Here is a 22912-nt window from a genome sequence, read left to right on the forward strand (position 1 = left end):
CAGCCGGTGCAATTTAGCGTGCGACTACTGTTATGTGTATGAGCACGCCGATCAGTCCTGGCGCACCCGTCCCCGGGTGATGTCCCCCGAGGTGATCGCCGCCGCGGCGGCCCGGGTGGCCGAGCATGCGCGCGCCTGGGGGATCGACTCGCTGGCGGTGGTCCTGCACGGCGGTGAGCCGCTGCTGGCCGGCGCCGCGGCGATCGGGACGGTCACCGGGGCGATCCGGGAGGCGCTGGGCAGCACCGCCGCGGCCCGGTTCACCGTGCAGACCAACGGGATCCTGCTCGACGAGCCGATGCTGGAGGCGCTGCTGCGACACGACGTCCGGGTCGGGGTGAGCGTCGACGGCGGCCGGGCGGCTCACGACCGGCATCGGCGGTACGCGCATGGTGCGGGCAGTCACGACGACGTCGTGGCCGGCCTGGACCGGCTCCGCGGCGAGCGGTACCGGCATCTCTACCGTGGCCTGCTGTGCACGATCGACGTCCGCAACGACCCGGTCGAGGTGTACGAGGCGCTGCTGGCGCTCGGCCCGCCGACCATGGATCTGCTGCTGCCGCACGGCAACTGGACGAGCCCGCCGCCGTTCCGGGTGCCCGGTGACCCGGCCACGCCGTACGGCGACTGGCTCGTGGCCGTCTTCGACCGGTGGTACTCCGCAGCGCCGGAGACCGACATCCGGCTGTTCAGCTCGATCATCACGTTGCTGCTGGGCGGCGCGAGCGGCTACGAGGCGACCGGGCTGGACCCGGTGGACTACGTGACGATCGAGACCGACGGTGCGATCGAGCAGTCCGACGCGCTGAAGACCACCGCCGACCGGGCGGCCGCGACCGGGCTGAACGTCTTCGACCACACGCTCGACGAGGCGCTCGCGCATCCCGGCGTGCGGGCCCGGCAGAGCGGGCTGGCGAGCCTGGCCGAGACGTGCCGGCGCTGCCCGGCGGTCGCGGTCTGCGGCGGCGGGCACTATGCGCACCGGTTCCGGGCGCCCGCCGACTTCGCCAACCCGACCGTCTACTGCGCGGACCAGCGCCGGCTGATCGACCACATCCGGGATCGGGTTTTCGCCGACCTGCGCCGCGCATTGCCCGCCGAGGTCGGCTAGTCACATCTGCGGTGGGTCGATGTCGCAGTTCAGTCGCCGGCCCTCGCGGATCGCCGTGGTGTTCGGGTGCTCGGCACCCAGCACCCGCACGGACTGAGCGAGCACCCGACGGGTGAGCTCGCGGGCCGTCTCCTGGTCGCCGCGCGCCGCCAGCGTGATGGCCAGGTTGCTGCGCGCGGCGATGGTGTCCGGGTGCTCCTCGCCGAGCGCCTCGGTCAGGCGGTCGCAGACGTCCTGATCGTTGTCCCGGGCGCCGTCCAGGTCGCCGCCGTCGAACAGTTCGTTGCCCCGGTTGACCAGGCAGGCCAGCGTGTACGGATGATCCGGGCCGAGCAGGGCGCGGAACCGGGCGATCACCCGTTCGCTGATCTCCCGCGCGCCGGCGTGGTCGCCGAGCCGGCGCTGGAAGATCGCCACGTTGTTCCGGCAGGCCAGTGTCGACGGATGGTCGACGCCGAGCCGCGACTCGTAGTGTCGCAGCGCGGTCTCCGCGGTCAGCAGTGCGGTCCGGTCGTCGCCGAGCGCGGACTGCAGGTTGGCCAGGTCGTTGAGGCAGGCCAGGGTCTCCGGGTGGCTGCGTCCCAGCCGCCGCTCCAGTTTCGGCCGGACGTCCCGGGTGAGTGCCTCGGCCTGATCCAGGTCGCCGAGCTTGCGCAGGGTCACGGCGAGGATCCGGACGATCGCCAGGGTCTGCGCGTGGCCCGCGCCGTGCACCTCGGTCGACTTGATCAGCACCCGGGTCAGCACCCGCTGGGCCTCGGCGAACTGTCCCAGGTCCCGATAGCTGCGGCCGAGATTGGCGGCCATCGCCAGGGTGTACGGGCGGCTCTCGCCGAGCTGGCGGGCCAGCACGTACGACCGCTCCGCCATCTTCGCCGACTCCCGGAAGTCGCCGTTGAACCGCAGCGACAGGCCCAGGTTGTTCATCGCGAAGATGGTGCGCGCCGCGTTCTCGCCCAGAGTCCGGGTGGCCAGCGCGAGCGCCTCCCGGTCGAGGGCGAGCGATTCCGGGTAGCGGCCGAGGCCCTTGAGGTCGGCGGCCCGTCCGCTGAGACTCATCACGAGGTACGGATGCTCCGGTCCCACCGTGCTCAGCAGCGACCGGTGGACGTCCTCATCGATCGCCAGGGCCTCGGCGAGCCGGGCCTGGGAGCGGATCGGATTGGCCAGGTGCAGGCGCAGCCAGAGCGTCGTCAGATCGTCCTCGCCGCCGGCCGCACGCCAGGCGGCCAGCGCACGTTCGCCCAGTTCCTGGCTTTCCTGCAGGTCGCCGATCCGCCACAGGTACCGGACCATGTCGATGACCAGTTGCCGGACCGGGGCCACCGGTGAGCTGAGCACCCCGGTCGCCTCCATGTGCGGGCGGATGAGGCGGTAGTCGGGCCAGGTCTCCGGGTCGTCCGGCTCCTTCGGGTTGGTCGCCGCCAGGATCCGGTGTACGTCCCGGCCGGTCTGCTCGCGGTCCTCCGGAGACATCTCGGAGCGGATGAAGGTCTGCACCAGGCGGTGCATCGCGATGGTGTTCCGGCCGGCGTCGAAGCGGGCCAGCGCGTACCGCCCGATCTCCTGGACCAGGCGGCCGATCAGCAGCGGGTCCTGCAGGGTCGGGTCGAGCGGCTGCAGGAGCTCGATGAACCGCCCGCTGTACAGCAGGCGCATCGGGATCGGCTCGGGGGCGAAGAACGCGCAGACCTCCAGCAGGCGGGCCGCGGCGGGCAGGTCGGCCCGGATGCGTTCCAGCGACAGGCGCCAGGTGCCGGCCGGGGTGTGCTCGTACCCCGGTGGCGGGTTCTCCCGCAGCATCCGGGGGAGCTCGGTGTCGAGCAGTGCGGAGTAGGCGCCGGCCGGCATTCCGGTCGCCGCCAGCCAGGCGGCCGCCTGCTCGATGACCAGCGGCAGGTCGCCCAGTTTGGCGGCGATCATCTCGGCGTCCGCCTCGGACATCGCCGGCACCAGGCGGCGGATCAGGCCGACGCTCTCCACCCGGCTGAAGACCGGCACCTCGGTGGCGCTGACGTACCGGCCCCAGGCCACGTTGCGGGTGGTGATCAGGATGTGCCCGGGCCCGGCGGGCAGGTAGCGCCGGATCTCCTCCGGCTGGTCGGCGTTGTCGAGCACGAGCAGCCAGCGCCGGTACGGCTCGCCGCGGCGCAGCGCGTCCAGGACGGCGTCGACCGCCTCGGCCGTGGAGGACGCGGTGGGCAGGTCCAGCGCCTCGGCGAGCTCCGCCAGCGAGGCGCGGACCAGGGCGGGCTGTTCGGCCGGAATCCACCAGACGATGTCGTAGTTGGCCGCGAACCGGTGCACGAACTCCAGCGCGATCTGCGTCTTCCCGGCGCCGCCCAGACCGTAGAGGGCCTGCGGCGCGGTCGCGGTGACACTGATCGGCAGGCGGTCCCGCAGTTCCTCCAGCAGCCGGGTGCGTCCGGTGAAGGTTGGGTTGCGCTGCGGCGGGTTCCAGACCGGCGGAGTGTCCGCCGGGAACCGGGATCCGGACTGCGCTCCGGCCCGGACACCGGCGGCGCCCGGCTCCAGGTGCGGCTGGTCGAACGCGCCGAGCAGGGCCGGCCGGGCCTGCTCCTCGGTCAGGCCGAACAGGTCCACCTCGCGGACCTGGGGCCTGGCGAACGAGACCGGCAGCCGGCTGTTGTCGATCCGGATCCGGACCAGGTCGCCAGCGGCCAGGTCCCGGTCGGCGGCCTGCTGCCAGAGCGCCGCGGACTGCGGGGTGAGCAGGTAGTCGTGGGAGAGCAGGACCAGCAGCCGGGCGGCCGGGCGCGGGTCGTGGCCCGGTCCGGCGGCCGGGTCGGTCAGCTCCACCTCCTGCAGCGTGACCGACTGGCCGATCTGCTCCAGCTCGCCGGCGATCCAGTCGGCCCAGGTGCGGTCGACCGAGACGTAGCTGATCACGGTGTTCGGGTTGATCGAGGGCTTCTGTCGTTCGAAGCCGGCCAGCCAGCGCCGGCGTTCCCGTTCCTCCATCGGGGGCAGTTCGGTCACCGCACCGGCGGTGATGATCGAGGTGAGCCGTTCGAACGAGGAGAGCAGGGAGTGTTCCTGCCGGGCACGTTCGCCGAAGGTGGCCAGGATCTCCTCGTACGCGAAGAAGGGTTTGTAGGGGATTTCGACGTCGCCCCAGTAGGAGGTGGCCGCGTCCGGGTCGAGCCGCAGGTACGGCTCGAAGCGCTGGCGGGCGTGGTCCCGGCCGGTCTCCAGCTTGAACAGCTCGGCGTCCTCGACCCGCATCGGGACCGGCAGGATCCGCACCGGGCGACGGGTGCTGAGCCGGACGATCGACTCGGCGACCGCGGCCGCGCCGTCGATGCTCTGCTCGTTGAGGGTGAAGCAGTTGACCACCGTGTCCGGCAGGTTGACCGTGCACATGCCGGCCGAGTCGCTCAGCCCGGTCCGGCTGTCGATCAGCACGTAGTCGTACATCTGCGCCATGTTCTCGCGCAGCGCGTGCAGGAAGGCCTCACCGCCCAGCCGGTCGTAGAACGCCGCCCAGTCGAAGGTGCTCACCGTGCCGGAGTAGGCCGGGTTCTGCTGCCCGGCCGGCAGCATGTCGATCCGGCCGGCACCCGGGAAACGCCAGGTCAGCGAGACCGCCTCGCGCTCCACGTCGGCGTAGCGGCGGTACCACTCCGGCTCGGCGGGATCGGCGGTGGGATCGACCGCCGCGGCCGCGAAGTCACGGATCATGTCGATCACGCCGCGGGAGTGCCGCAGCTTCTTGTCGGCCAGGAAGGGACGGAAGTAGTGGTGCAGCCCGGGCGACTCCAGATCCCAGTCGACGGCGAGCACCCGCAACCCGTTGGCGGCCAGGATCCACGCCACGTTGGCCACCGCCATGGTCCGGCCGGTGCCCCCCTTGAAGGAGTAGAACGTCACGATTTGACCGGGCTCCCGGCCGTGGGACGAGCTGGTCATGGCCGGACTCCTTTCTGGAGGTCACGGACCGCGCAGAATCGGCCGCTGCCCGGACGGGCCGGGCGGGCGGCGGTGGACCGGGTCGGTGCGGAACATCCGGTTGCGGGAGCGCTCCAGGATGCCGCCGAGCTCGGCGTCGAACACCGCCGGGCTGGGGATCTCGCTGCGGAACTCGGGCGGGTCCATCCGGGTGTTCATCCGCCGGCCGAACACCCGGCTCAGCGTCGCCTTCAGCTGATGCAGGTGGGTCAGGGTCTGCTCGTCGTCCTGACCGGCCGGCACCAGCACGGCCGCCGCGGTGGTGTCCCGGCCGCCGGCGGCGAACCGGGCCAGGGCCTCGCGATGCCGGGCCAGGCCGGTCACCCACAGGTCGACCAGCAGCACCACGAGCCGGACCGCGTCGTCGTCCCGGCCGAGCCGGCGCAGCTTGTCCAGATCGGTGACCAGGGCCTGGAACCGGTGGTTCAACGCCACGCTGCGGGCCCGGTCGGCGAGCGACGACTCCAGGGCCGGCCGGTACGGCGCCCAGCTCTCCGGCGCCTCGCCGTAGAAGCGCGGGTCCCGGGCCACGCCCGGCAGGTCCGGATGGTGGTGGTCGCTCAGGTCGGCCCGGGACGGCGCGGCGATCACGAACTCCACCTGGTGGGCCGGCCCGCCGGTGGCCGGCGGCGTCATCCCGGCGGTGTGGAAGGCGCTGGGGATCTCCTCGAACGGCACCGTGGCCGGATTCTTCGGCAGCGCCGGGTCCACGTCGTAGGCCGCCACGATCTGCTGGGCCAGGCGGGCGACCATCTCGATGTAGTCGTCCCGGTACCGCTGCAGCCGGATGATCTGGCGCAACCCGAGCGCCGCGTACGCCTCGGGCAGCCGGTGGTTGAGGTACTGCCGCGCCGCGATGGCCGGCGGCAGTTTTGGTGGCGGCAGCCAGAGCAGCGGGATCAGCGGCGGCGGGTCGAGCACCGGGACGTCGAGTTCGAGCAGGGTCAGCCGCTCGGTGAAGACCGTCCACTCCCGGCCGCACGGCTCGCTCTGCAGGTAGCGCGGCGTGATCAGGGCGACGAACGAGCGGCAGTTGCCGAGCGCGGTGACCAGGGTCCGCGCCCACGCCTCGCCGACCTGCATCTCCACGTCGAGAAAACCGACGTTCCGGCTGGTCGGCAGCCCCGCGTAGGAGCGGACCTCGGCGGACAGATCGTTGAAGAACTGCTTGACTGATTCCCAGTCGTCGCCGCGCGCGTAGCTGAGGAAAAAGTAATAGTCCGACAAGCGGTGCTCCCAGCGCCAGGGCGGTCGACGGCAGGTCGCTCACGAGGAGTATATAGGCGGTCACCTAACTTACACATGCCTCGCACACCGGGTACGCCGCGATGGCGTACATCGAGTAATTTGAATCACATGACGGACCTGTACTCGCGGCGGTCGTTCATCGCCGGGGTGCTCACCGCCGGGATGCTCTCCACCGCCGCCGGCTACCTGTTCACCCGCCGCGTCCCGGTGACCCTCACCCTGGTCACCGGCACCGACGACACCGGCGGGCGCACCCTGCTGATCAAGCTGTGGAACACGTTCCATCCGGACGTGACCGTCGAGGTGGTCCCGGTCGGCAACTCCACACAGGACCAGTACGAGAAGTTCGTCAGCACCAAGGCGGACATCTACAACCTCGACATCATCCACATCCCGCGGTTCTCCGGTAGCGGCCGGATCACGCCGATCGACGCGCCGGACGGCATCACCCTGCTGCCGCCGGTGCGCCGTACCTGCGAGATCGAGGGCTCGACCCGGCTCTGGGCGGTCCCGTTCAACACCGACGTGGGCATGCTCTACCGCCGGATCGCCGCGAAGGGCGCCCGGGACCTGGAACCCGGTCTGGACGCGGTGATCGCCGGCACCCGGCTGTTCACCGGCCAGCTCAGCACCGAGGGCACGTTCACCGACGAGGCGTTCGTGGTCAACGTGCTGGAGCAGGCCCTCGCCCAGGATCCGACGATCCTCGACGACCGGGGCACGGTCTCGTTCAACCTGGGCCAGTGGCAGAAGGCGCTCGCCCCGCTCGCCGCCGCGATCTACAGCCGGCGGGTCGTGGTCACGGCCGGCGAGACGCAGACCAACGAGGCGTTCCAGCGGCAGGGCCTGCGGTACATGCGGAACTGGCCGGTCTACTTCCCGGCGATCGACCGCGCCGAACGGGAGAAGCCCGGCACCGCGGCGATCCGCCTCGGCGCGCTGCCGATCGGCATCCTGGGTGGCCAGGCCCTCGCGGTCGCCGAGGACACCCGCCACCGGGCCGAGGCCGAAGCGGTGATCCAGTTCCTGACCGGCATGCCCGCGCAGAAGTTGCTGGCCACCTACGGTTTCGCGCCCACCTCGGTGGAGGCGTACAACGACCCGGAACTGGCCGCCACGGTCCCGCACCTGGGGAAGGTCCGCTCAGCGGTGGAACGGGCCCACCCGCGCCCGATGAGCGCCGGTTACGCGGCCTTCTCCGGCATCGTCCGCCAGCACGTCTACAACTACCTCTACAACCGGATCCAGCTCGGCGAGAACTTCGTCCAGAGCATGCAGGAGGCCCTGCGATGACCACCGGTGGCCTGCAGGCCTGGCTGGTACCGGTCTTCGTGACCGCGGCCATCGTCCTGATCGTCCTGATCGACGCCGGCGTCTCCTGGTACACCCACCGTGACAAACCGCCCGCCGAGCCGGTGTCCCCGCCCACCGCCGACCGCCGGCTGCAGACCGTCGGCCTCGGCCTGCTGGTCCTGCTGGCGATCGCCGTCGTCGTGATGGCCGGCCTCGGCCCGAACCGCGCCGATCAGTTCGCCAGCGTCATCGCCGCCCTGCTCGGCGCCGTCTCGGCGGTCCTCGCCTTCTTCTCCTACCGCGACAATCTGGAGTTCCTGCGAGCGAACCGGGACCGGGAGGCGGCCGCGACCGGCACCCCCGACCCGGCCCCGCCACAGCCGGACGGCTCGTCGCCGGACTGACCCGGCCGGCGCCACAGCCGGACGGCTCGTCGCCGGACTGACCCGGCCGGCGCCACAGCCGGACGGCCCGTCGCCGGACCGACCCGGCCGCGGCGCGCTAGGGCCGGGGTGCGACCGTGGCGAAGCGGGCGACGAAGCGGCGCTGCCAGGGGGTCTCGACGGCCTGGTGGTGGTAGTGGGCGCGGACGTAGGCGACGGCCTCGGTGGCCGGCACGCCGTCGAGGACGGCGAGGCAGGCCAGCGCGGTGCCGGTGCGGCCGACGCCGCCGAAGCAGGCGACCTCGACGCGTTCGCCGGCAGCCCGGTCCAGCGCCTCCCGCAGCGTGGCGCGGGCCTCGGACCGGTCGCTGGGCAGCCAGAAGTCGGGCCAGCGGATCCAGCGGGTGGTCCAGCCGAACTCGGGAGGCGGGGAGCCGAGCAGGTAGACGCCGAACTGCGGGGGATGGCCGGTGGGCATCGCCCGGCGCAGGCCACGGCCGCGGACCAGCCGGCCGGAGGGCAGCCGCAGCACGCCGGCGGCGTCCTGGTCCCAGCCGGTCGTCCCGCTCATCGCCGGAACACTACCCGGTCGGCCAAGGCGGCCGCGGCGGGTTATAGTCGCGGCATGTTCAGCACCGTCAGCTCGCGACGCCGCCGTCTCCACGGCCGCCGCTGACTTGTGCCTACCTCCGGCGGGTCGATCCCGCCGGTTGCGCAGAGGCTCGCCGGTCGACCCGCTTCGTCCGTACGAAGAAATCGGGTGTTGACCTTGAATCTCGAATCTCTCCTGCATGATCGGCTCGCGCCCGCGCTGGCGGCGGTCGCCGGCCACCCGGTCGATCCGGCGGTGCGGGCGTCGCCGCACGCCGACTTCCAGTCCGGGGCGCCGCTGGCGCTGGCCCGGGAACTGGGCCGGGCGCCGCGGGACATCGCCGCCGACGTCGCCGCCCGGGCCGATCTGGACGGGGTCGCGCGGATCGCGGTCTCCGGGCCCGGCTTCCTCAACCTGACCGTTTCTGACAGCCTGCTGACCGACGCGTTGCAGACCGTTGGCGCGGATGCCCGGCTGGGGGTTCCGCCGGCCGCGGCGCCGGTACGGGTGGTGGTCGACTACTCCGGGCCGAACGTGGCCAAGGAGATGCACGTCGGCCACCTGCGGTCGACCATCATCGGTGACGCCCTGGCCCGGATGCTGCAGTGGCTGGGGCACGACGTGGTGCGGGTCAATCACCTCGGCGACTGGGGCACCCCGTTCGGGATGCTGGTCGAGCACCTGGTCGACCGGGGCGGTGCGGCCGATCATTCGATCGGTGACCTGACCGCTTTCTATCAGTCGGCCCGGGTTAAGTTCGACACCGATGACGACTTCCGGACGCGGGCCCGGCGGCGGGTGGTGGCGCTGCAGACCGGCGATCCGCTCTCCCGGGACCTGTGGCGGACCCTGGTGGCGCAGTCCGAGCGGTACTTCCTGGACGTCTATGCCCGGCTGGGGATCACGCTCGGTCCGGACGACTTCGCCGGCGAGAGCCGGTATCAGGGCGATCTCGACGACGTCGTGGCCGAGCTGGAGGTCAAGGGCCTGCTGGCGGAGAGCGACGGCGCGCTCTGCGCGTTCCCGGCGGGCTTCACCGGGCGCGACGGCGACCCGCTGCCGCTGATCGTGCGCAAGGCCGACGGAGGGTACGGCTACGCCGCCACCGACCTGGCCGCGATCCGGTACCGGGCCGGGAAGCTGGGCGCGCGGCGGATGCTCTACGTGGTGGGCGCGCCGCAGCGGACCCACTTCGAGATGGTCTTCGCGGTGGCGACGGCGGCCGGCTGGCTGCCGGCCGGGGTGACCGCCGAGCACATCGGGTTCGGCTCGATCCTGGGACCGGACGGCAAGATGCTCAAGACCCGGGTCGGTGACACGGTGAAGCTCGCCGCCCTGCTCGACGAGGCGGAGAGCCGGGCGTCCACGCCGGCCGTCGGGATCGGCGCGATCAAATACGCCGACCTGTCCGGGGACCGGCGCGGCGACTACGTCCTCGACTTCGACCGGATGCTCGCGATCACCGGGAACACCGGTCCGTACTTGCAGATGGCGTACGCCCGGGTGTGTTCGATCTTCCGGAAGACGACCGGCACGCCGGGGCCGGTGGCGGTGACCGAGCCGGCCGAGCGGGCCCTCGCGATGGCGTTGCTCGGCTTCGCCCCCGCCGTCACCGCCGCCGCCGAGCAGGCCGAACCTCATCGGCTCGCGGTCTATCTGCACGATCTGGCCGCGGCATTCTCGGTCTTCTACGAGCGCTGCCCGGTCCTGCGGGCGCCCGACGGGCTGCGGGCCGGCCGGCTCGGTCTGGCCGACCTGACCGCGCGGACGCTGCGCACCGGATTGTTCCTGCTGGGCATCGAGACGCCGGAAGAGATTTGATCAATCTTGACAGTCGTGCAACCTGCCGTTGATCGACCGATGTGCTGATCGGCCGTTAGGGTGCTGTGGTTGCGCCGCCCACGAGGCGACGCGTATCGAGACATCCGCGAAAGGTTCGCAATGACGCTTCCCAACGGCGTATCGCGTCGTGGTGTGCTGGCCGTCTCCGCGGCCGCCGCCGCGGCGCCGCTGGCGCTCACCGGTCCGGCCCAGGCCCACGGCAAGGGGCACGACCCGAAGCCGCCGAAGGCCCCGGAGACGTTCCACCTCACCGTGCTCGGCACCTCCGACCTGCACGGCAACGTCTACAACTGGGACTACTACAAGGACGCGGAGTACGACGACGCCGCGCACAACGACGTCGGCATCGCCAAGGCCGCCGCGCTGATCAACAAGCTGCGCGCCGAGGCGGCCGGCGCCACCCTGGTGCTCGACGCCGGCGACACCATCCAGGGCACGCCGCTGGCCACGTACTACGCCAAGCAGGAGCCGATCACCGAGACCGGTGAGCGGCACCCGATGGCCAAGTCGATGAACGTGCTGCACTACGACGCCGTCACGCTGGGCAACCACGAGTTCAACTACGGCCTGCCGCTGCTGAACCTGTGGATCCGTCAGCTGGGCTTCCCGGCCCTGGCCGCCAACGCGGTGAGCGCCAAGACCGGTCGGCCGGCGTTCACCCCGTACATCATCAAGAAGGTCTCGCTCGGCAAGCACGCGCCCACGCTGCGGGTCGGCATCCTGGGTCTGACCAACCCGGGCGTGGCGATCTGGGACAAGGGCAACGTCGAGGGCAAGCTGAAGTTCCTCGGCATGGTGGAGACCGCCGCGAAGTGGGTGCCGATCATCCGGCACCGCGGCGCCGACATCGTGATCGTGGTGGCGCACGGCGGCGACAGCGGTACCTCCAGCTACGGCCCGGAGCTGCCGAACGAGAACCCGGTGCAGCTGATCGCCCAGCAGGTGCCGGGGATCGACGCGATCCTGTTCGGGCATGCGCACCTGGAGATCGCGCAGCGGTTCGTCACCAACACGGCGACCGGCGCGCAGGTGCTCACCTCGGAGCCGTCCAAGTGGGGCCAGCGGCTCACCAGGATGGACTTCGAGCTGGTCCGCGAGCACGGCTGCTGGAAGATCACCAGCAAGGCGTCGGCCACGCTGAACACCAACACGGTCGAGGCCGACCCGAAGGTGCTGGCCGTGGTGAAGAGCCAGCACGCCAAGACGGTCGCGTACGTCAACCAGATCGTCGCCGCGTCGACCGCGGAGCTGTCCGCCGCCACCTCGCGGTACGAGGACACCGCGATCCTGGACTACATCAACAAGGTGCAGACCGACGAGGTGACCAAGGCGCTGGCCGGCACGTCGTACGCCAATCTGCCGGTGCTCTCGATCGCCGCGCCGTTCAGCCGGACCGCGGTGTTCCCGAAGGGCGATGTCAAGATCAAGGACCTCGCGGGGCTCTACATCTACGACAACACCCTGGAAGCGGTCGTACTGACCGGCGCCGAGGTGAAGGCGTACCTGGAGTACTCCGCCAAGTTCTTCAAGACGCTCGCCGTCGGTGCGCCGGTCGACCCGGCGACCATCAGCGACAGCACGATCCCGGACTACAACTACGACATCCTCTCCGGGGTCGACTACGACATCGACATCAGCAAGCCGATCGGCAGCCGGATCACCCGACTGCAGATCGCCGGCGTCGACGTCGCGGCCGACGCCCAGTTCGTGGTCGCGGTGAACAACTACCGCCGGTCGGGCGGCGGCAACTTCCCGGGCATCGTGAAGACCCAGGTCTACAACGAGCAGAAGGAGATCCGCCAGCTGCTGATCGACTGGGCGCAGGCCAAGGGCAAGATCGACCCGGCCGACTTCTTCGTGAAGAACTGGCAGCTGGTCCGCGAGGGCGTGCCGGTCACTTTCTGAACGTCCAGTTGCCGCGGATGTCCGCGGTGATCCGCATCGAGGCGGACCGCCCGTCGGTCAACTGGAACGAGCAGACGTAGACCCGCAGGCTGTCGGCGCCACGGTCGCCGTCCGGCACACAACCGCCGGACTTGACCGTGGTGCCGACCGCCGCCTCCACCCGGCCGTCGCCGAGCACCTTGGCCTGCACCGCGGCGGTCGCCCGGTCCTCCACGTGGTGCCGGTAGGCCGGCACCGCCACGTCGGCGACCAGCACCGACCAGAACGCCGCTCCGGCCGCCGCGGTGAGCAGGAAGGCGATCCAGTACGGGGCACGCGGCCGCCCGTACGCCCTGGCCCGACCCGCGCGCCGCATGGCCGACACCACGCCCAGCACGCTCAGGAGGAACGTCCAGGCCACCACCGGGCGCCAGGACGGCGCCTCCGGCCGGGCCTCACCCAGCACCGCGTGCGGGAACCGGACCAGTAGCGCGCCGTGCTTGTTCTCCGGGGACCCGTACGGCGGAACGGTGCCCCCGAACGGTGGCACGACGAACTCGACGGTCTCCGCCGCCTCCACGGCATTCTCATTCGCCCACGGCGGCGAAACGAGGTGATCGTGATGCGACGTCTGGATGGTCATCCTGCGGCCTCCCGGGTAGCGGCCCGGGTGCAATCTCCGGGCCACCCGCCTTCATCGGCCGGGGCCGGATTCAGTTGAGGATTAGTTGCCCTCGGTTGCATTTCCGGTGCCGTCCAACGGCACCTGCATCTCGGTGAGCCACTCGGCGAGCTCCGGCGGGCAGTGCAGATAGACCTCCCGCGCGTAACCCGGCGGGACCGGGCGGAACCCGTTGTCCTCGATCCACGCGGCGATCCGTCCACCGGTGCGGAACGCTTCCGCCATCGGGCCCCGGTGCACCGCGGCGGCCACCCGGACCGGCGGCAGCGTCACCACGTCGAAACCGGCCGCGCCGACCTCGGCGTCGCCGATCGGGAACGCCGCGTGCACCGTGATCGTCTCGTCCTCGGGACCGGTCGGCGCGGGCCGGTAGTACGCGATCGGTGAGCCGGTCATCGCGACCCCCGCCTGCTCCATCAGCTGCAGCAGGCGAGGGTAGAGCGGGGACAGGTTCTCGCTGATCGACGAGGGGTGGTCGTAACCCAGCGCGGTGGCGGACAACGCCGCCACACGCAACGCCGGGACCTGCTTCAGGATGACGTCCGTGGTGTCCATGTGACCCTCCGACTCGACCATCCGGAGACGCGCGTCGACCAGGGCCAGGCGGGCGTTGTCCCGCTCCAGTTGGGCGGCCAGCTCGGCGCGCCGCAGCCGCAGCATCCCGCGCAGCTCACCGACGTCGACCTTCTCCTCGATCATCGACTGGACCTGCTGCAGGCTGAAGCCGAGGTCCTTGAGGGCGAGGATCCGGTTGAGCCGCAACAGCTGCTCCGCGGTGTAGAAGCGGTAGCCGCTGTGCGGGTCGACGCGGGCGGGTGGCAGCAGACCGATGGCGTCGTAGTGGCGCAGCATCCGCACCGACACCCGGCCCAGGCCGGCGAAGTCTCCGATACTCAACATGACCGCTTCACCATCCCGTCTGACACGGTGTGAGAGTCAACCGCGCCCTACTGCGAGCCGGCCGCCGGACCGGTGGTGGTGGTCGTGGCGGTGGGCGTCGTCGTGGTCGGATCATCCGGCGGCGGGGAGGAGACCGGCGGTTTCGACGACGGCGGGGCGCTGGTCGGGCCGGCGCTGGCCGGCGCCGACGAGGCCGGGGCGGAGACCGACGTGCTCGACACCGGTGCCTTGGTGTGCCGGGCCGACGGCTTGTGGGTCGGCTCGGCCGCCGACGGGCCGTTGGTCACCTGGTCGAACGGCTGCTCGACGGTCTGGCTGATGCCCGGCTTCTGATCCTTCTTACCGCCGGTGTTCGCGTCCGCCTTCTCCCCGTTGCCGCTCAGTGCGAACGCCACGCCCAGCCCGCCGGCCAGCACGAACAGCGCGATCACGGCGACCATCAGGCCCCGCTGGGTGTGCCAGCCGGAGGCGACCGGCTCGGGGGCCGGCATCGGCGGCGGCGCCGGCGACATGCGCGGGCGGGTCATCGCGTAGGTGGGCGCCGCCGGCGGCGGGCTCACCGGGATCGGGCTGCGCGGCGCGATCATCGCAGTGCCGGTCAGCCGTTTCCAGTCCTGCGGGGTGCCGACCGCGGCGTAGGCCGCCTCGGCGAACTCGGCGGCCGTGGCGAACCGGTCGGCCGGCTGCTTGGCCATCGCCCGGGCGATCAGCTCCCGGACCTCGAACGGCACGTGGTCGGGCAGCGGGTCGGGCTCGTCCTCCAGGTGGCGCAGGGCCACCTGGAGCGCGTTGTCACCGTCGAACGGGGGGCGGCCGGCGATGCAGTGGTACGCCACGGCGCCCAGCGCGTAGACATCCGTGCCGGGCGTGAGGTTGCCTTTCGCCACCTGCTCGGGGGCCATGTAGAGGGCTGTGCCGACGATCGCGTTCAGCCCGGTCATGCTGGTCATCGCGTTCGACCGGGCGACGCCGAAGTCGATCAGGATGACCGCGCCGGTCGGTTTCACGATCAGGTTGCCCGGTTTGATGTCGCGGTGCACGATGCCGACCTCGTGGGCGGCGTGCAGCGCGTCGGCCGCCTGCGCCACGATCGACAGCGTCTCGGCCACCGGGATCGGGCCCTGCTTCACCCGGACGGACAGCGGCTCGCCCTCGACGAACGCCATCACCAGATAGGCCACGGTCTCCGAACCGCCGGAGTCACCGGCCTCGGCGTAGTCGTAGACCTCGACCACGCCCGGGTGCCGGAACGCGGCCATCATCCGGGCCTCGCCGTAGAACCGGGCGGCGAACTCCGGGTCGTCCAGCATCGCGGTGCGCAGCACCTTCACCGCGACGACCCGGCCCAGCACCTTGTCGGTGCCACGCCACACGTCACCCATGCCACCGGTGGCGATCCGCTCGTCCAACCGGTAGCGGTTGTCCAGGATGTGTCCCGCACTGAGCACCAGGTGGACCTTCTCTAGATCGGGCGGCCGGGCCGCTGGGCAAGCTGTGAGTCAGCTTTGATCGTGGGCAACGCCGCTCAAGAGTACAGAGCCGGGCGGATCAACGGGAGGCCAGCGGAGGCACCCGTCGCCCGGCCGCGGCATCCTCGATGAGCTGGGCGAGGCGGCGCTCCCGGGTGTCGGCGCGCCGGGCGCCGAGCACCCGGCGCGTGGCGGAGCGGCCATACGCCGCCGACTGTGCCCGGAACCACTCCCCGGCGGCGGGTGTGGCCTGGATCAACGGGTCCGGGTGACGTCGAACACCACCGGGGCGGTCCGCTCGTATGAGTAGGCGCCGGTGAGGGCCTGCTCGATCGTCTCGGGGTGGCTGACACCGGACTCGGTGGCTGACACCGGACTCGCCGGCGCCCTTCTGCCAGTAGCCGACGAAGACCTCCGGCGCGGCCTCGTGGTGCTCCTCGAACCAGCCGCGCAGGGCGGCGGCGTCCGGGAAGAACTGCGGTTCGGCCATCGGAACAGGGTAGGGCGGCCGGACCCGGCCGCCCTACCCTGTTTTCCCGCCCGGCCGTGCCCGCCTACTTGTCGGCGGTGGGCGTCACCACGACCGCCGTCTCGGCCAGCTCCAGCTGCTCGTTCTCCGCCTCACGCTCCAGCGCGGCCCGGGTGGTGGTGGCTGCGGCCCAGCCGGCCGCCAGGCCCAGCAGGCCGATCGCGGCGAGCAGGCCCCACGGGCGACCCGGCTTGCGGCCGGCCAGCGCGTTGGCCGCGGCGGTGGCCCGCGACCTCGCCTCGTCGGCGACCCGGTGCCCCTGCTTGTTCACCTTGGCAGCCTTGCCGGCCGCCGCCTTCCGTCCCTGGCGGGCGGCCTTGCGAGCCTCACCGGCCTGGTCCTTGGCGGTCTCGCCGGCGCTCGCCACGGCGGCCGACAGGTACTCCCAGGCCTGACCCGCGGTCCGTTCCGCCCGGTTCTTCCTCGTCGCGAACATCCTCGGTTACCTCCTGCGCTCGCCCAACCCGCCGTCTCCTGTCCCCGGAGCGTCTCCTGCCCCGCTGCGGGAAACGGCAAACGTCGGGCCCGACCTCATCACGTTTCGAAAACGATTTGACCGGCCGCAGTACTGTTGACCTCGCTCACACGGGCCACTCAGGTGTCTAACAGGTTCGGGGCCTAACCTTTCGGTCAGTTTCACCGAACCTTCCGGGGGTAGTCCATCCCGCCCTGCTCCAGGGTGGGCTGTGACGACCCGCGATACAGAGGAAAAACGCCCGGAACGATCCGGGCGGGTGGAGGGAAGAGGCGTGACGCTGTCGATAACGACGTCGACGCTGGCTGACGGCGCCGTCGAGGTGTCGCCGCGCGGCGAGATCGACGTCGAGAACGCGTACGAGATCCGTGAGGCTGTCGCGGCCCAGCTGGCCGACGGCTCACCGGCCCGCATCGAGCTCAACATGCAGCACGTGACCTTCATCGACTCCGTGGGCATCAGCGCGCTCGTGGCGGCCTTCCAGCTCGCCGGGGTCGGCGGGGTCAAGGTCGTCGTCACCCATCCGAGCCGGTTCGCGCACCGGCAGCTGTGGGTGACCGGGCTGCTGGGTCTGTTCGGCAACCCGGCCCCGCACGAGGACGATGCGGCGCTCTCCGGCGCCTGACGTTCTGCTTCCTGGGACGCTGTGGGGTTGATCACCCCGATACTTCTGGCCCGCGATCGGCTTCCGCCGGTCGCGGGCTTTTTCTCGGCCGATGAAGCGCACTACCGGGCTGACGCAGGGCACGGCCGGGTCGATGAGGCGCACCACCGGGCCGATGAAGCGCACCACCGGGCTGATGCAGGGACCACCGGGCTGATTGCAGTGCGCCACCAGGCTGATGCAGGGCAGGGCCGGCCAATGAAGCGCACCGCCGGTCAGATCGCCGGGGTCTGGATGCGGATCCCGTCGACGTTGATCCGGATCGTGGTGTCCTCGTGCGGCGCCCGCAGCGGTGTCACCACCGCGAAGTTGTCGGCCAGCGCGGCCAGGTCGGTGCCCGCGTCCAGCTCCTCCTCGGCGGCCTGGACCGCCGTGCGCACGAAGCCGTCCCCGGCTTCGGCGATGCTCATCTGCACCTGGCCGAACCGGGCCAGCGCCGCCTGTTTCAGCCCGCGGATCCCGTCCACGTGCAGGTCGGGCACGTTGAGATTGAACACCGTGCCGGGCGGGGTGTGCAGCAGGGCGGGCAGCATCCGGACGGCGAGCTCGGCCCCGCTCGCCCAGTGGTGCTGCTCCTCGTCGGCCTTGTGGATGGCGTCGATCGCGGCGCCGCCGCTGGCCGCGGTGGCCTGTGCCGGGGTGAGCACGTCGAGGGAGACGGCCAGCCCGCGCAGCCCGGCGTGGGACGCGGTCAGGGTGGCTCCGACGGTGCCGGAGTGGACCACCGCGGCGCCCGCGTTGGCACCCCGGTTGATGCCGGAGAGCACCAGTTCGGGTGCCGGGCCGAAGGCTTCCCGCAGCGCGAGCAGGACGATGTAGGCCGGTGAGGCGGCCACCCCGTACGCCGGGATGTTCTTGCCCCCGACCAGCTCGCGCGGCTCCGAGACGATCTTGCCGTCCTGGACCACCGCGGTCATCGACGCGCTGCTGCCGCTCGACTCGCTGAGCGGGGCGGCGACCACGGCCTCGTATCCGGCGTGCGCGACGGCCCGGGCCAGCCAGCGGATGCCGGGCGCCTCGATGCCGTCGTCGTTGGTGATCAGGATGCGCGGTTGGCGAAGCGTCATGATGCCTTCTTGATCGGGGTCAGCCGGACTCGTTCGGTGAGGACCCGGACGGCGTCGACGTGCCCGGTGCCGAGGCCGTGCCGGGTGACGTTGAGGGCGCCGGCGGCGGCGCCGGTGCGGACCGCGTCGGTCAGCGTGCCGCCGGAGGCCAGGGTGGCGGCCACCCCGGCGGTCATCGAGTCGCCGGCGCCGCGGTGCTCGGCCGCGGTCAGCCGGGGCAGGGTGACCGCGTAGATCTCGTCGTCGATCAGGGCCAGGGCACCCTCGTCGGCGCGGGAGACCAGCACCGCCTCGGCCCCGTCGGTGTTGATCTTCATGAGCGCGTTCATCAGCTCGCGGGTGGAGCCGTCGGCGGCCAGCCCGTCCTTGATCAGCTCCTCATGGCTGATCTTGACGACGTTGAGGCCGGCGGCGAGCACCTCCTCCAGGTACCGGCCGCACAGGTCGGCGATCACCCGGCAGCCGTTGGACCGCAGGTCGGCGGCGAGCCGCCCGTACACCTCGGGCTTGATCACCGAAGGGTGCGCGGGGCCGCTGAGGATCGCGATGCCGGCCCGCAGGCCCTCGGCCAGGGTGAGGTTGTAGAGCTCGTCCAGCTCGTGGCGGGAGAGCGGCACGCCGGGACGCTCGGCGATCTCCTGGCGGCTGCCGCTGCGGCGGTCGTGCACATACCACCCGGTGCCGTGCTCGCGGCCGACCAGTCGCATGGTCACCCCGGGCAGCTCCGCCATCAGCGGGGCCAGCACCCGGCCGACCTCGCCGCCGGCCGCGGTGCAGAGCGTCACCTGGGCACCCAGCGACGTGATCATCCGGGTCTGCCAGATGCCCTGGCCACCCGGGTGCACATGCAATTCCGGCTCGTCGTGGTGTTGCTCGATGGTCACCGTCAGCTGTGGGGCCGGCGCGAAGACCATGACCCGGCCGTCACTCATGATTCGCATTCTCATCTTTTTGCGCATCCGGCGTGGCGGATCGCAAAAAGAACAGAAGTGGCGTTTCAGGCTTCCCGGGCGCGTGCGGTGAGTTCCACGACCGCGCGGGCCAACTCGGGCCGGTCGTGCAGCAGCTCCTCGAGACGCACCCGCCACCTGCCCGCCTCCAGGTCCCCGGTCGACCGGTCGCCGCCGGTCCGGAAATCGGCCGCGACCAGGCGGTCGCGGGTGGCCACCAGCTCGGTGTAGACCGGCTGGCCGAGCAGGTCGCGGACCCGCCAGCTGTAGTCGAGGAAGTCCCGCCCCCGGGAAGCGCGGACCATGGCCAGAGCACCGTCCCAGGCCACCCGCGGCTGATGGAGCACCGTCATGTCGCGATCATCCGCCATCGATGTGATGATCGCCATACCCGGTCACCAGGCGGTGGGCGCGCAGTGCCGGCCGGCGCCGGCCGGTTCCCCCGGCAGGGTGGCGTGCTCGATGGCGAGCCCGGCCGAACCGAGGGCCGGCCGCCGCCGTGATGTACCGGTTCGGTCAGCCGGTCAGGGGTGCCAGGCGGGATCCGTGCCGACCGTGGTGAGCCGCTGGGTGGCACGGGACAGGGCGACGTACAGGGTGCGCACGCCGGCCCGGTCGATCGCGATCTGGCCCGGCTCGACCAGCACGACCGCGTCGTACTCCATGCCCTTGGCCTCCAACGCGGTCACCACCTGCACGCGTTCCGGCAGGCCGGTGACCCAGCCGGCGACCTCGTCGCGGCGCGGCACCGGGGCGATCACGCCGATCGTGCCGTCGACGTCGGCCAGCTGTTTCTCGGCCAGCTCGCGGACCGCGCCGGGCAGACCGGCCGGCGCGGTGACCACGTCGACCGGGTCGACGCCGGTGGACCGGACCGCCGAAGGCAGCGGCAGGTCGGGCAGGATCGCCCGGATCACCCCGGCGGCGACCGCGAAGATCTCCGACGAGTTGCGGTAGTTGGTGGTCAGTGCGTAGCTGTTGCGCTTGCGCGAGCCGAGCGCCTTCTCCCGGGACCGGTCCAGTTCGTCCGGGTCGCCGGCCCAGGCGGTCTGCGCCGGGTCGCCGACGATCGTCCAGGACGCGTACTGCCCGCGGCGGCCGATCATCCGCCACTGCATCGGCGAGACGTCCTGCGACTCGTCGACCACCACGTGCGCGTAGTCGCGGTAGTCCTCCTCGCGCTGCACCTGCTGGGCGCGCGCGGCGGCCTGCCGGTCGGCGAAGGTGGACACCTCCTGGATGCCGTCGCGCACGTGGAACGGATTCTTCGTCTTCTTCTGCGGCTGCCGGGGGCGGCCCAGCAATTCGTCCAGCTCGTCGAGCAGCGCGACGTCGGCGATGGTCGGACCGAACTCGGCCAGGCCGTCGAAGGAACCCTGCAACACCGCGATCTCCTCGCGGGAGAGCAGATTGTTGGCGTACGACCGGAGCCGCGCGGGATCGGCCAGCCACCGCAGCACCCGCATCGGGGTGAATCGCGGCCACCACGCCTTGAGGAACTCCCGGAAGTCGGTCCGGTCGGCCAGTTCCGCCTCGAACTCGCGTTTCTCCGGCAGGCCGGTCACCCGCTGCTCACGTGCCTGCGCCCAGAGCGCGTCGAAGACCCGGTCGAAACCCTGACCGCGGACCTCGTTGCGCCGCGCGCCGCGCTGCAGCACCCGGCGCCGGATCTGATCCAGCTCGGCCGCGCCCAGCCGCAGCAGCGTGCCGCGGTAGAGCAGCCGGAGCTCGGCCGGGCCGCCCGGGACCGCGTCGTGCGAGGCGCGTTCGAGCACCCGGCGCATCCGCAGCGAGCCCTTGATCGCGGCCACCGGGCCGGAGTCGACCCGGGTCGCGTCCCAGCCGGGCACCAGTGAGCCGAGGGAGCGCAGCGTGGCGGTGTCCTCGCCGAGCGAGGGCAGCACGGTCGCGATGTACTCGACGAAGACGCCGGACGGGCCGATCACCAGGATGCCGCCGCCGGCGAACCGGCTGCGGTCGGAGTACAGCAGGTACGCCGCGCGGTGCAGGGCGACCGCGGTCTTGCCCGTGCCCGGGCCGCCGGTCACGATGGTCACGCCGGAGGCGGGGGAGCGGATCGCCTCGTCCTGCTCGCGCTGGATGGTCGCGACGATGTCGCGCATCCCGCGCCCGGTCGCCTTGGCCAGGCTGGCCAGCAGCGCGCCGTCCCCGACCACGGTCATCCCGGGCGGTGCCGACTCCGGATCGAGCAGGTCGTCCTCGATGCCGGTGACCCGCTCCCGGCTGGACTGGATCATCCGGCGCCGGATCACGCCCAGCGGCTCGGCCGGGGTGGCCCGGTAGAAGGCCGCCGCGGCCGGCGCCCGCCAGTCGACGACCAGCGGCTTCGAGTCCTCGTCGCGGATGCCCATCCGGCCCACGTAGTGGGTGGCGCCGTCCTTCTGGTCGAGACGGCCGAAGACCAGCCCCTCGTACTCGGTGTCCAGCGCGTGCCGGCGGCGGGCCGCATGGAACACCATCGCGTCCCGCTCGACCAGGGCGCCGAAGGTGCCGACCCCGGCGAGCTGATAGCCCTCCTTTTCGGCCCGGGACGCGTCCCGGCGCAGCTCGGCGAGCCGGGCGTAGACCCGGTCCACGTGCTGCTGCTCGACCGCGATCTGAAGTTGCAGGACGGTGGCGTCGCTCAAGTCGGTCGTTCTCCCTTTCATGCGCACCACCAGCGCTCGCGCGAAGGGGGCAATCGAACGTACTCCTGCCCGGCAACGCGCGTCGAAGCGGCCTGGTGTCACCGCATCGTTTGAACCTCTCACAAACGACGGACGGGGTGCGGATGTTCCGGCTAAGCGGCGCGGCCGAGGTGACCGGCGGCGGTCCGGCGGGTCGCCCGGCCGGCCCGGCGGACCACTTTCAGCAGCGCCGCCGACACCTCCTCGGGGCGTTCCAGGGGCAGCATGTGCCCGGCGCCCGGGCAGACGGTGAACTCGGCCGCCGGCAGCGCCGCCGCGATCGACTCGGCACAGGCCGGCGGGGTCAGCCGGTCCCGGTCACCGACCAGCACCGCGGCCGGCACGCCGGCGAACGCGTGGAGCGTGTCCAGCCGCTGCTGGGCGCCGACCGAGGCGCGGAACCCGCCGATCGAGCACAGCGACGCCCGGCCCACCCCGCGCAGGGTCAGGCCCAGGTCCTCGTCGGCGCACCGGTCACCGAAGAGCAGCCAGCGCAGCGCCGGGGCGAGGGCGGGCAGCACGGCCCGGTGCGGGCGCCAGGCGCCGGAACGGGCCAGCACGCCGGCGCCGAGGGTCTCGCCGACGCGCAGCACCCCGGCCACGCTCCCGGGCAGCCCGTACCGGGTGTGGGTGTGCCCCTCGGCGGTGGTGGAGACCAGGAGCAGCCCGGCCACCCGGCCGGCGAACTCCGCCGGGTGCCGGTGGGCGAACTCCATGATGGTCATGCCGCCCATCGAGTGCCCGGCCAGCACCACCGGCCCGCGGGGCGCCAGCCGGCGCAGCACCTCGGCCAGATCGTCACCGAGCTGGTCCAGGGTGGCGGACCGGCGATGGGTGGCCGAGGAGCGGCCGTGTCCCCGGGTGTCGTAGGCGATCACCCGCGGCGCCCGCCGGCCCAGGCCGCTCAGCGCGTCCACCTGGTGCCGCCAGGTGCGCCGGTCCAGGCACCAGCCGTGCAGCAGCACCACGGTCACCGGGGCCCGCTCCGGCCCGGAGACCTCGGCGTGCAGCCGCACACCGTCGGCGAGCCGAACCTCGATCCGCTCGGACATGGGCACCTCCGCGTGTCTCACGGCCCCGTCGTACCCACGGGTAGTAATCATCACTCACGCTCCGGCGAAACGACCACCGTCTTTCCCGCCAGGGCCGGAAGACCCGTTAGTGACG

Annotated in this window: 19 protein-coding genes; 6 read left to right on the plus strand and 13 right to left on the minus strand. The window is 71.8% G+C overall.

From position 1 onward, the window contains the following. The first annotated feature begins 34 nt into the window (after positions 1 to 34). Entirely contained in the window at positions 35 to 1111 is a 1077-nt protein-coding gene (locus tag ACSP50_RS07055) for an FxsB family cyclophane-forming radical SAM/SPASM peptide maturase (protein WP_231956880.1), read from the plus strand. On the opposite strand, the gene fxsT is transcribed toward ACSP50_RS07055, so the two are convergent. Continuing rightward, positions 1112 to 5041, minus strand: a complete 3930-nt coding sequence (gene fxsT, locus ACSP50_RS07060) for an FxSxx-COOH system tetratricopeptide repeat protein (RefSeq protein ID WP_014688469.1) — start codon at positions 5039 to 5041, stop codon at positions 1112 to 1114. It lies immediately after the preceding gene. 21 nt (positions 5042 to 5062) lie between these two features. Continuing rightward, entirely contained in the window at positions 5063 to 6307 is a 1245-nt protein-coding gene (locus tag ACSP50_RS07065) for a TIR-like protein FxsC (RefSeq protein ID WP_014688470.1), read from the minus strand. Positions 6308 to 6436: 129 nt separating this feature from the next. Here ACSP50_RS07065 and ACSP50_RS07070 point away from each other — a divergent pair, with 129 nt between their 5' ends. Both ACSP50_RS07070 and ACSP50_RS07075 read left to right on the plus strand, forming a co-directional pair. Further along, on the plus strand, positions 6437 to 7621 hold the full coding sequence (locus ACSP50_RS07070; RefSeq protein ID WP_014688471.1) for an extracellular solute-binding protein: 1185 nt from the start codon (positions 6437 to 6439) through the stop codon (positions 7619 to 7621). After that, positions 7618 to 8025 carry a hypothetical protein gene (locus ACSP50_RS07075; protein WP_014688472.1) on the plus strand — a complete coding sequence of 136 codons (408 nt, stop codon included), beginning with the start codon at positions 7618 to 7620 and terminating at the stop codon, positions 8023 to 8025. The genes ACSP50_RS07070 and ACSP50_RS07075 overlap by 4 nt, the downstream gene beginning before the upstream one ends. Before the next feature lie 97 nt (positions 8026 to 8122). On the opposite strand, the gene ACSP50_RS07080 is transcribed toward ACSP50_RS07075, so the two are convergent. Beyond that, the gene (locus ACSP50_RS07080) at positions 8123 to 8575 is read right to left on the minus strand and encodes a protein-tyrosine phosphatase family protein (protein WP_014688473.1); all 453 of its coding nucleotides are present in this window, start codon (positions 8573 to 8575) and stop codon (positions 8123 to 8125) included. A gap of 198 nt (positions 8576 to 8773) precedes the next feature. On the opposite strand from ACSP50_RS07080, the gene argS reads away from it, so the two are divergent. Both argS and ACSP50_RS07090 read left to right on the plus strand, forming a co-directional pair. After that, entirely contained in the window at positions 8774 to 10417 is a 1644-nt protein-coding gene (argS, locus tag ACSP50_RS07085) for an arginine--tRNA ligase (protein WP_043513679.1), read from the plus strand. Between the two features lie 120 nt (positions 10418 to 10537). Next, positions 10538 to 12343, plus strand: a complete 1806-nt coding sequence (locus ACSP50_RS07090; RefSeq protein WP_014688475.1) for a bifunctional UDP-sugar hydrolase/5'-nucleotidase — start codon at positions 10538 to 10540, stop codon at positions 12341 to 12343. On the opposite strand, the gene ACSP50_RS07095 is transcribed toward ACSP50_RS07090, so the two are convergent. The 5 genes from ACSP50_RS07095 to ACSP50_RS07115 form a co-directional block, all read right to left on the minus strand. Then, positions 12333 to 12902: a hypothetical protein gene (locus ACSP50_RS07095; RefSeq protein WP_155123450.1), complete on the minus strand. Its 570-nt coding sequence runs from the start codon at positions 12900 to 12902 to the stop codon at positions 12333 to 12335. The genes ACSP50_RS07090 and ACSP50_RS07095 overlap by 11 nt on opposite strands. Positions 12903 to 13046: 144 nt before the next feature. After that, complete coding sequence (locus ACSP50_RS07100; RefSeq protein ID WP_014688477.1) at positions 13047 to 13904, minus strand: MerR family transcriptional regulator; 858 nt, start codon at positions 13902 to 13904, stop codon at positions 13047 to 13049. Positions 13905 to 13951: 47 nt separating this feature from the next. After that, positions 13952 to 15352 (minus strand): serine/threonine-protein kinase, encoded by a 1401-nt coding sequence (locus ACSP50_RS07105; protein WP_014688478.1) that lies wholly within the window; start codon positions 15350 to 15352, stop codon positions 13952 to 13954. 100 nt (positions 15353 to 15452) lie between these two features. Further along, complete coding sequence (locus ACSP50_RS43760; protein WP_014688479.1) at positions 15453 to 15863, minus strand: YdeI/OmpD-associated family protein; 411 nt, start codon at positions 15861 to 15863, stop codon at positions 15453 to 15455. A gap of 64 nt (positions 15864 to 15927) precedes the next feature. After that, complete coding sequence (locus ACSP50_RS07115; protein ID WP_014688480.1) at positions 15928 to 16338, minus strand: hypothetical protein; 411 nt, start codon at positions 16336 to 16338, stop codon at positions 15928 to 15930. A gap of 313 nt (positions 16339 to 16651) precedes the next feature. Between ACSP50_RS07115 and ACSP50_RS07120 the strand changes: the two genes are divergently transcribed. Continuing rightward, positions 16652 to 17002 carry an STAS domain-containing protein gene (locus tag ACSP50_RS07120; RefSeq protein WP_014688481.1) on the plus strand — a complete coding sequence of 117 codons (351 nt, stop codon included), beginning with the start codon at positions 16652 to 16654 and terminating at the stop codon, positions 17000 to 17002. Between the two features lie 254 nt (positions 17003 to 17256). On the opposite strand, the gene surE is transcribed toward ACSP50_RS07120, so the two are convergent. The 5 genes from surE to ACSP50_RS07145 form a co-directional block, all read right to left on the minus strand. Continuing rightward, positions 17257 to 18108 carry a 5'/3'-nucleotidase SurE gene (gene surE / locus ACSP50_RS07125; RefSeq protein WP_014688482.1) on the minus strand — a complete coding sequence of 284 codons (852 nt, stop codon included), beginning with the start codon at positions 18106 to 18108 and terminating at the stop codon, positions 17257 to 17259. Next, on the minus strand, positions 18105 to 19049 hold the full coding sequence (locus ACSP50_RS07130) for a PfkB family carbohydrate kinase (protein ID WP_231956881.1): 945 nt from the start codon (positions 19047 to 19049) through the stop codon (positions 18105 to 18107). The genes surE and ACSP50_RS07130 overlap by 4 nt, the downstream gene beginning before the upstream one ends. A 56-nt stretch (positions 19050 to 19105) precedes the next feature. Further along, positions 19106 to 19411 carry a hypothetical protein gene (locus ACSP50_RS07135; protein ID WP_014688484.1) on the minus strand — a complete coding sequence of 102 codons (306 nt, stop codon included), beginning with the start codon at positions 19409 to 19411 and terminating at the stop codon, positions 19106 to 19108. 171 nt (positions 19412 to 19582) lie between these two features. Further along, positions 19583 to 21706 carry an AAA family ATPase gene (locus ACSP50_RS07140; RefSeq protein WP_043510971.1) on the minus strand — a complete coding sequence of 708 codons (2124 nt, stop codon included), beginning with the start codon at positions 21704 to 21706 and terminating at the stop codon, positions 19583 to 19585. A gap of 152 nt (positions 21707 to 21858) precedes the next feature. Further along, complete coding sequence (locus tag ACSP50_RS07145; protein WP_043510973.1) at positions 21859 to 22797, minus strand: alpha/beta fold hydrolase; 939 nt, start codon at positions 22795 to 22797, stop codon at positions 21859 to 21861. Positions 22798 to 22912: the final 115 nt, after the last annotated feature.

The organism is Actinoplanes sp. SE50/110, from assembly GCF_900119315.1.
Lineage (GTDB): Bacteria > Actinomycetota > Actinomycetes > Mycobacteriales > Micromonosporaceae > Actinoplanes.

Coding starts and splice junctions, on each gene's coding strand:
- fxsT (WP_014688469.1), bottom strand. CDS start 5,041: ATGACCAGCTCGTCCCACGGCCGGGAGCCCGGTCAAATCGTGACGTTC.
- ACSP50_RS07090 (WP_014688475.1), top strand. CDS start 10,538: ATGACGCTTCCCAACGGCGTATCGCGTCGTGGTGTGCTGGCCGTCTCC.
- ACSP50_RS07100 (WP_014688477.1), bottom strand. CDS start 13,904: ATGTTGAGTATCGGAGACTTCGCCGGCCTGGGCCGGGTGTCGGTGCGG.
- ACSP50_RS43760 (WP_014688479.1), bottom strand. CDS start 15,863: ATGGCCGAACCGCAGTTCTTCCCGGACGCCGCCGCCCTGCGCGGCTGG.
- ACSP50_RS07115 (WP_014688480.1), bottom strand. CDS start 16,338: ATGTTCGCGACGAGGAAGAACCGGGCGGAACGGACCGCGGGTCAGGCC.
- ACSP50_RS07075 (WP_014688472.1), top strand. CDS start 7,618: ATGACCACCGGTGGCCTGCAGGCCTGGCTGGTACCGGTCTTCGTGACC.
- surE (WP_014688482.1), bottom strand. CDS start 18,108: ATGACGCTTCGCCAACCGCGCATCCTGATCACCAACGACGACGGCATC.
- ACSP50_RS07130 (WP_231956881.1), bottom strand. CDS start 19,049: ATGCGAATCATGAGTGACGGCCGGGTCATGGTCTTCGCGCCGGCCCCA.
- ACSP50_RS07135 (WP_014688484.1), bottom strand. CDS start 19,411: ATGACGGTGCTCCATCAGCCGCGGGTGGCCTGGGACGGTGCTCTGGCC.
- ACSP50_RS07080 (WP_014688473.1), bottom strand. CDS start 8,575: ATGAGCGGGACGACCGGCTGGGACCAGGACGCCGCCGGCGTGCTGCGG.
- ACSP50_RS07145 (WP_043510973.1), bottom strand. CDS start 22,797: ATGTCCGAGCGGATCGAGGTTCGGCTCGCCGACGGTGTGCGGCTGCAC.
- ACSP50_RS07070 (WP_014688471.1), top strand. CDS start 6,437: ATGACGGACCTGTACTCGCGGCGGTCGTTCATCGCCGGGGTGCTCACC.